At 67.6% G+C, this 7,089-nt stretch carries 8 protein-coding genes; 3 read left to right on the top strand and 5 right to left on the bottom strand.

Features of this window, described 5'->3' with window-relative positions:
• Positions 1–196 precede the first annotated feature (196 nt).
• Entirely contained in the window at positions 197–955 is a 759-nt protein-coding gene (locus JWP54_RS14365) for an SDR family oxidoreductase (RefSeq protein ID WP_297373244.1), read from the top strand.
• Between the two features lie 11 nt (positions 956–966).
• Here JWP54_RS14365 and JWP54_RS14360 read toward each other — a convergent pair whose 3' ends face one another.
• The 5 genes from JWP54_RS14360 to dhaK form a co-directional block, all read right to left on the bottom strand.
• The gene (locus JWP54_RS14360) at positions 967–1,620 is read right to left on the bottom strand and encodes an HdeD family acid-resistance protein (protein ID WP_297373242.1); all 654 of its coding nucleotides are present in this window, start codon (positions 1,618–1,620) and stop codon (positions 967–969) included.
• 432 nt (positions 1,621–2,052) lie between these two features.
• Complete coding sequence (locus JWP54_RS14355) at positions 2,053–2,373, bottom strand: hypothetical protein (protein ID WP_297373241.1); 321 nt, start codon at positions 2,371–2,373, stop codon at positions 2,053–2,055.
• A 54-nt stretch (positions 2,374–2,427) separates the two neighbouring features.
• Positions 2,428–3,162: a dihydroxyacetone kinase phosphoryl donor subunit DhaM gene (dhaM, locus tag JWP54_RS14350; protein ID WP_297373240.1), complete on the bottom strand. Its 735-nt coding sequence runs from the start codon at positions 3,160–3,162 to the stop codon at positions 2,428–2,430.
• A complete protein-coding gene (dhaL, locus tag JWP54_RS14345) occupies positions 3,162–3,797 on the bottom strand; it encodes a dihydroxyacetone kinase subunit DhaL (protein ID WP_297373239.1) in 636 nt (211 codons plus the stop codon). Before dhaL ends, dhaM begins: the two co-directional genes overlap by 1 nt.
• Before the next feature lie 9 nt (positions 3,798–3,806).
• Positions 3,807–4,808, bottom strand: coding sequence for a dihydroxyacetone kinase subunit DhaK (dhaK, locus tag JWP54_RS14340; protein ID WP_297373238.1), 1,002 nt, complete (start codon positions 4,806–4,808; stop codon positions 3,807–3,809).
• 231 nt (positions 4,809–5,039) lie between these two features.
• On the opposite strand from dhaK, the gene JWP54_RS14335 reads away from it, so the two are divergent.
• Positions 5,040–5,807, top strand: coding sequence for an MIP/aquaporin family protein (locus JWP54_RS14335; RefSeq protein WP_297373243.1), 768 nt, complete (start codon positions 5,040–5,042; stop codon positions 5,805–5,807).
• Between the two features lie 141 nt (positions 5,808–5,948).
• A partial coding sequence (gene glpK, locus JWP54_RS14330) for a glycerol kinase GlpK (RefSeq protein ID WP_297373237.1) occupies positions 5,949–7,089 on the top strand: 1,141 nt, incomplete at its 3' end.

Genomic DNA, 7,089 nt, shown 5'->3' with positions numbered 1-7,089 from the left:
GATCATGAGGAAAGTGAAATCGAGGGTGAGCAACTCGATGATGACGCAGACCAGGATGAAGACCAGCCATGCAATCCACAGGTAATCCGTCAAATCCACCATGTCGCTGCCCCTCTGAGCGTCGGTTTGCCTCTGACGCTAGCACTTGGAGGTGTGAGGCATGTTGATAGTCTTTATCCCCGTGAGCACACCATCGATGAATCCCCTCCAGCCCGGCAGCCTGACCGGAAAACGTATCCTCGTCACGGGCTCGTCCCGCGGGATCGGAGCCGACACCGTCGCCTACTTCGCCGAAGCCGGCGCCAAGGTCGTCATCAACTACCGCAATAAGGAAGCGCGGGCCAACAAGCTCGCCACCGCCATCCGCGACGCCGGCGGCACCGCCATCACTGTGGCCGCCGACCTCACCGACGCCGAGTCGGTAGCCGCGATGTTCGAGACCATTCGCGCCGAATACGGCGGACTCGACATCCTGGTGATGAACGCGTCAGGCGGTATGGAGAGCGGCATGGCCGAGGACTACGCCATGCAGCTGAACCGGGATGCGCAGGTCAACCTGCTCACCGCTGCTGTGCCGCTGCTCAGCGACGGCTCCCGGGTCGTCTTCATCACCAGTCACCAGGCGCACTTCGTCGACAGCGCGCAGAACGTGGCCGTCTACGAGCCCGTCGCCCGCAGCAAGCGCGCCGGCGAGGACGCCCTCCGGGCGGTCATCCCCGAGCTCGCGGAGGCCGGCATCGGTTTCGTCGTCGTCTCCGGCGACATGATCCAGGGCACCATCACGGCCGTGCTTTTGGAGCGTGCCAACCCCGGCGCGATCAGCGCCCGCCAGGATTCCGCCGGCAAGCTGTACAACGTGAGCGAATTCGCCGCGGAGATCGTGCTCGCCGCGGTGGAGCCGGTACCGGAGAACAACACCCGGTACGTCGGCGACACCTCGGACTTCACCGGCTGACTCGGGCGGGCTCAGGCCGTCGCGCCGCGCCCGAATGTGAGGGCGCGCACGAGTTGCACGAGCCCGGAGACGATGAGCATGATGCCGCCGATCGTGACGAGCACGCCAATCGTCTCCACCGGGGCGAAGAGCACGACGACGCCCGCGATGACACCGATCACGCCGAGCAGGATCCCCGGCCAGCGGCTGGAGTCCGTGCTGTACTCGACGAGCGCGGCCACCCCGTCGACGATCCAGACGATGCCGACGACCAGCCCGAGGACGGCGAGCGATCCTTCCGGGTTGCGCAACGCCAGGATCCCCAGGATGCCCACGAGCACGCCGAGCACGATGTTGAGCACCCGGCCGCCGGTGGAGACGCCGACGCTGGCGACCCCGCGGACGATCCGGCCGACGCCGCTGATCACGAAGTAGAGCCCGAAGAGAACCGCGATGACCGTGAGGGTCGCGTCGGTCCAGACCAGGAGGATCGTGCCGATGCCAATGGCCACCAGGGCGCTGACGGCGAACGCCACCCGCAGGCCGGTGATCTCCTTGGCCGACAGGTTGCGGGGATCCAGGGCCAGACCGAACACCGCGCTCTGATTCGCCGCGCTCTGTCGCGTCGGGCGGTTCTGAGCGGGGCTGTTCTGAGCGGGGCTGGGCGTTCCGGGGCTGTTCGACATGCTGCTCCTTCGGGATGTACCGGCGGGGGAGTCATTGTGCTGCGACACCCAGGGACAACGAGGTGCTGGCGACACCCTAATCCCAGGCTCGTGATGGTGCTACGGGATCGCCAGCGGCACTCAACTCGGAGGGTTATTTCTGGCACAAAATTATATCGGCGATCGAACTGGCTGTTGAGTTCGGCCGACCGGCCCCGATATTTGCGCCGCCCACGACGACCACGGTGCGAAGCCGACGCTACGACATGGCGGCACCGGATCTCGGCGGCGGAGGCCGGCCGCGGCGCGGTGGCACACTCACAGTGACAGAACCGTCACGCCAGGCACCGACGCTGATCCAGCACCTTCCCGAGTCCCATGCTGTGACCGATAATGCACATTATGTCAACAAAGCTTTTCGGGAGGGCTCTCCCGCGCGAACCAGGATGGGAATCAGGTGGCCCCGGGCTCCGCCGGCGGGCGATGGATCACCATGCCGAATTCGTTCACCTGCTCGAAGGCGTCCCGGTCCCAGGCACCCGGATGCGGGACCGGACAGTTCAGGATGGTGTCGTGCGCGGAATGCTCGATGGTGTGCTCGGTCATCGGCCGCTGACAGACCGGGCAGGTTTTCAGCCCGGTGGTTTCCTGGGCGTCGTAGGTACCGACGGCGGGTGAATCGAAAGCCGGCCTGAGCCGGTCCTCCACCCACTCGAAGAGTTGACGGCGGCCGGCCTTGGGAGCCCCGGCCGAGGATTTCTCGTTCTGGACCATGCCGCCAGCGTACGCCGGTCGCCCGCCGGAATTCTAGGGACCGGCCCGGCGCGGCTATTCCTCGCCGAAGCCCGTTTCGATGAGATCGGCCAACGCGTCGACCGCCGCGCGGGAGCGTTCGTCCGGCCCGGAGATCTCCACGCTCATCCCCCGGGTCAGCCCCAGGGACATGATGCCGAGCAGGCTGTGTGCGTCCTTGCCGTTCACACTGACCTCGGCGTTGAAGGTGCTCGCCAGCTTGACGAAGTCCGCGGCGGGGCGGGCGTGCAGGCCGTCCCGGTTCCGCAGCGTCACCGTGCGCGAGACGGGTCCACCGCCCGTTTCCCCGGCTTCACCGGCCGTGCCCGCGTCGACCGCCGACTCGACGGCCGGTGCGCTGCCGGCGGATTCGGCGGCGGCCAGGACAGCGTCGAGGTCTCCCCCGATCTCCGCGGCAACCGCGGCCGCCACTCCGCCCTCCACAAGCGGTGCGTCGGCGATGCGGACCCGGTCCCTGGCGTCGTCGTCGAGGAACTCCACCGCGGTCTCCGCGGTGAGAATGGCCGAGCCGAGATCGCAGAGCACGACGACTCCGGCGCCCTGGTCGGCCTCCAGCAGCGCGGCACTGATCTTGTCGAAGCTCGTGCCGATTCCCCCGTCATCCATTCCCCCGGCGGCCACCAGGGCGGTCCCCGGCGCCATCTGCCGAGCCAGTGCGACCAGCCCGGCCGCTATCAGCGCACTGTGCGAGACGAACACCAGGCCGACCCGGCCCGGTGCGTCGGTTTCTGCCACGGCATCGGCCATCATCAGGATTGCGCGGCGTCGGCGGCGCAGCGCAGGATGAGCGCGGTCGACTCGGCGCCGGGATCGCGGTGCCCGATGGCCCGCTCCCCCAGGTAGCTTGCGCGGCCCTTGCGCGCGACCAGGGGCTCCGTGGCCACCGCACCGGCCTCGGCGGCGTCGGCGGCCGCGGCAAGAATCTGGTCGGCGCCGGCGCCGGCGGCCAGTGCCACCGCAGCCGCATCGACGGCCGGGGTCCACGCGTCGATCATGGTCTTGTCACCGGACTCGGCCTTGCCGCGCAAGACGATGCCGTCACGCCCGGCCGTCAGCAGCGCCACCACGGCGTCGCCGTCCAGTTCCGCCGTGCCACTCACCGCGCCGGCGGCCTTGAGGTAGGCGGTGCCGTAGAGCGGGCCCGCGGCGCCGCCGACGGTGGAGATGAGCGTGGAGGCGAGCACCTTGAGTAGGTCGGCCGGTGTGGTGGCGTCGGTGAGGCCGTCGAGCTTGGGCAGGATGGCCTGGAAGCCCCGATCCATGTTCTCGCCGTGGTCGCCGTCACCGATCTCCCGGTCCAGGGTGTTCAACCGGGCTCGGTGCTCCGAGAGCACCCTGGCGCTGGTCCTGATCCAGGCCTCTGCCCATGCGACGTCTACGCTCATTCGGTCTTCCTACTTTCCCCACCGCAATGCGGCCGTGTGCACCGGAGCATCCCACAGGGCGGTCAACTCGTCGTCGAGTGTGAGAACCGTGATCGACATGCCCTGCATCTCCAGTGATGTTGTGAAATTGCCGACGAGCGTGCGTGTCACCTCGATGCCTCGCTCGGCGAGGACTTCGGCGGCCCGTCGAAATACAATGTACAGCTCCACCTGGGGCGTGCCGCCCATCCCGTTGACGAAGAGGAGCACCTTGTCACCGCGGGTGAAGGGGATGTCGTCGAGGATCGGCGCGAGGATCCGGTCGACGATCGCGTCGGCAGGTTCCAGTTTGATCCGCTCCCGGCCCGGCTCGCCGTGGATGCCGATGCCGATCTCGATCTCGTCGTCGGCGAGGGTGAAGCTCGGCTCCCCGGCGTGCGGCACCACACACGGCGTCAGGGCCACGCCCATCGAGCGCACCCGGCCGATGACCTTCTCGGCGACGGCGGCCACGGCGGTCAGGTCGTCGCCCCGCTCCGCCGCGGCACCGGCGATCTTCTCGACCAGGACCGTGCCGGCCACTCCCCTGCGTCCGGCGGTGTACAGCGAGTCCTTCACCGCGACGTCGTCATTGACGATCACCGTGCGCACCTCGATCTCATCCGCTGCGGCGAGGTCGGCGGCGGTTTCAAAATTTAGCACGTCGCCGGTGTAGTTCTTCACGATGTGCAGCACGCCCGCTCCCCCGTCGACGGCTTTGGTCGCCGCGAGGATCGGGTCAGGAGTCGGCGAGGTGAACACCGCGCCGGGCACCGCGGCGTCGAGCATGCCGGAACCGACGAAGCCGCCGTGCAACGGCTCGTGGCCGCTGCCGCCTCCACTGACGATGCCGACCTTGCCGGCCACGGGCGCGTCGGAGCGCACGATGAACACCGGGTCGAGGGACACCCGCACGATATCGCCGTGCGCCGCACCGAAACCGGCGACGGCTTCGTCGACAACGTTCTTCGGGTCGTTGACAAGCTTTTTCATGACCATTCCTTCGTTTCGCAAAAATCGAGCGGCACGAAAAGGCACGCGCCGGGCGGACAAGGGGTTCACGCACAACTTACGCGCTGCGCCCGGTTCGGGTAAGAGGCAGGTTATCCGGGTAATCCGTTCCGTTTCGCATCCGCGCCCGCCGCGCTATGGTGACTGCACATTCGCGCAGCGCGAAGGGATTGCTCCGGTTCAGCCGGCATCTCGCTTCTACCCAGAAGGGTCATCGTGGACAATATCGGACTGGTGTTTTTGTCGGAGGTGCTGGGCACAGGGATGCTGACGCTCCTCGGTTGTGGTGTCGTGGCCAACGTGGCCCTGACGAAGAACAAGGGCTTCGGCGGCGGGTTCCTCATGGTGACATTCGGCTGGGCCTTCGCGGTCTTCGCCGGTGTGCTCGTCGCCTACAACTCGGCTGCCCACCTCAACCCGGCCGTCACCCTCGGCCTGGTCGCGTCGGGCGCCGAATCATTCGGTGGCGCCGCGGACGTCCCGGTGAATTTCCTGTCGGTACTCGTCTACCTGGCCGGGGAATTCCTCGGTGCGTTCCTGGGCGCCGTCGTGGTCTGGCTGGCGTACAAGCAGCACTACGACCAAGAGCCCGAGCCCGCCAACAAGCTCGGCACCTTCTCCACCGGGCCGGCCATCCGCTCCTACGGCTGGAACCTGGTCACCGAGGTCATCGGCACCTTCGTGCTGGTCTTCGTCATCCTCACCTTCGGCCACCAGACCGACACCGCCGGTGGCCTCGGCGCCGTCGGCGCCCTGCCCGTGGCCCTGCTCGTTCTGGTCATCGGCGTCTCGCTCGGTGGCCCGACCGGGTACGCCATCAACCCGGCCCGAGACCTCGGGCCACGGATCGCGCACTTCGTCCTGCCGATCAAGGGCAAGGGGTCCTCGGACTGGGCCTACTCCTGGGTGCCCGTCGTCGGTCCCGTCGTCGGCGGTCTGCTCGCCGGCTGGGCCTCCCTGATCTGGCTCCCCACCATTTGAGCGGGCAGGCCGGTCCGGCACGGACCGGCCTGCTTCGCTGCCCGGCGGTGCATCGCCTCGGCACCGGAACGGCCGAGCGGAATCCACCGCACGGTTTTATAGTTTGTCCAAGCCATCATGCAACGTACAAGGAGGTACACCATGGCAAAGTATGTTCTCGCCATCGACCAGGGCACCACGAGTTCGCGCGCCATCATCTTCGACCACGCCGGCTCGATCGTCTCCACCGGCCAGCTCGAGCATGAACAGATCTTCCCCCGCGCCGGCTGGGTCGAACACGACCCCGTCGAAATCTGGGACAACACCCGTGAGGTGATCGGCCAGGCGCTGTCCAAGGCCAACCTGACCCGGCACGATATCGCTGCCGTCGGCATCACCAACCAGCGCGAGACCGCCGTGGTCTGGGACCGCACCACCGGCCTGCCGGTGTACAACGCGATCGTCTGGCAGGACACCCGCACCCAGGCCATCGTCGACCGGCTGGCCGCCGACGGCGGTGGCGACCGGTTCAAGAAGGTCGTCGGCCTGCCGCTGGCCACCTACTTCTCCGGCACCAAGATCGCCTGGATCCTCGAGAACGTCGACGGCGCCCGCGAAAAGGCCGAAGCCGGCGACCTGATGTTCGGCACCACCGACACCTGGGTGCTGTGGAACCTCACCGGCGGGCTGGAGGGCGGCGTGCACCTCACCGACGTCACCAACGCCAGCCGCACCCTGTTCATGAACCTCGAGACCCTCGAATGGGACGACGAAATTCTCGGCATCTTCGGCGTGCCGCGCTCGATGATGCCCCAGATCCGCTCCTCCAGCGAGGTCTACGGCACCGTCAACGAGCACAGCCTGCTGCGCGAGGTGCCGATCGCCGGCATCCTCGGCGACCAGCAGGCCGCCACGTTCGGCCAGGCCGCGTTCGACCAGGGTGAGGCGAAGAACACCTACGGCACCGGTAACTTCCTGATCTTCAACACCGGCACCGAGATCATCCACTCGGAGAACGGCCTGCTCACCACACTGGGCTACAAGCTCGGCGACGCCGACCCGCACTACGCCCTCGAGGGTTCCATCGCCGTCACCGGGTCGCTGATCCAGTGGCTGCGCGACAACCTCGGCCTGATCGGTTCGGCGAGCGAGATCGAGGCCCTGGCCCGAACCGTGGACGACAACGGCGGCGCCTACTTCGTGCCCGCGTTCAGCGGCCTGTTCGCGCCGTACTGGCGCTCGGATGCCCGCGGCGCGCTCGTCGGGCTCACCCGGTTCGTCAACAAGGGGCACATCGCCCGGG

The sequence above is a fragment of the Cryobacterium sp. genome, assembly GCF_025463825.1.
GTDB lineage: Bacteria > Actinomycetota > Actinomycetes > Actinomycetales > Microbacteriaceae > Cryobacterium.
Note: the sequence above shows the minus strand (reverse complement) of the source record. Positions and strands in the feature narration are given on the sequence as shown.

What these genes read in the sequence shown, in the direction of transcription:
- dhaK (WP_297373238.1), bottom strand. Translation starts at nt 4,808, where the DNA reads ATGAAAAAGCTTGTCAACGACCCGAAGAACGTTGTCGACGAAGCCGTC.
- dhaL (WP_297373239.1), bottom strand. Translation starts at nt 3,797, where the DNA reads ATGAGCGTAGACGTCGCATGGGCAGAGGCCTGGATCAGGACCAGCGCC.
- JWP54_RS14365 (WP_297373244.1), top strand. Translation starts at nt 197, where the DNA reads ATGAATCCCCTCCAGCCCGGCAGCCTGACCGGAAAACGTATCCTCGTC.
- JWP54_RS14355 (WP_297373241.1), bottom strand. Translation starts at nt 2,373, where the DNA reads ATGGTCCAGAACGAGAAATCCTCGGCCGGGGCTCCCAAGGCCGGCCGC.
- dhaM (WP_297373240.1), bottom strand. Translation starts at nt 3,162, where the DNA reads ATGATGGCCGATGCCGTGGCAGAAACCGACGCACCGGGCCGGGTCGGC.
- JWP54_RS14360 (WP_297373242.1), bottom strand. Translation starts at nt 1,620, where the DNA reads ATGTCGAACAGCCCCGGAACGCCCAGCCCCGCTCAGAACAGCCCCGCT.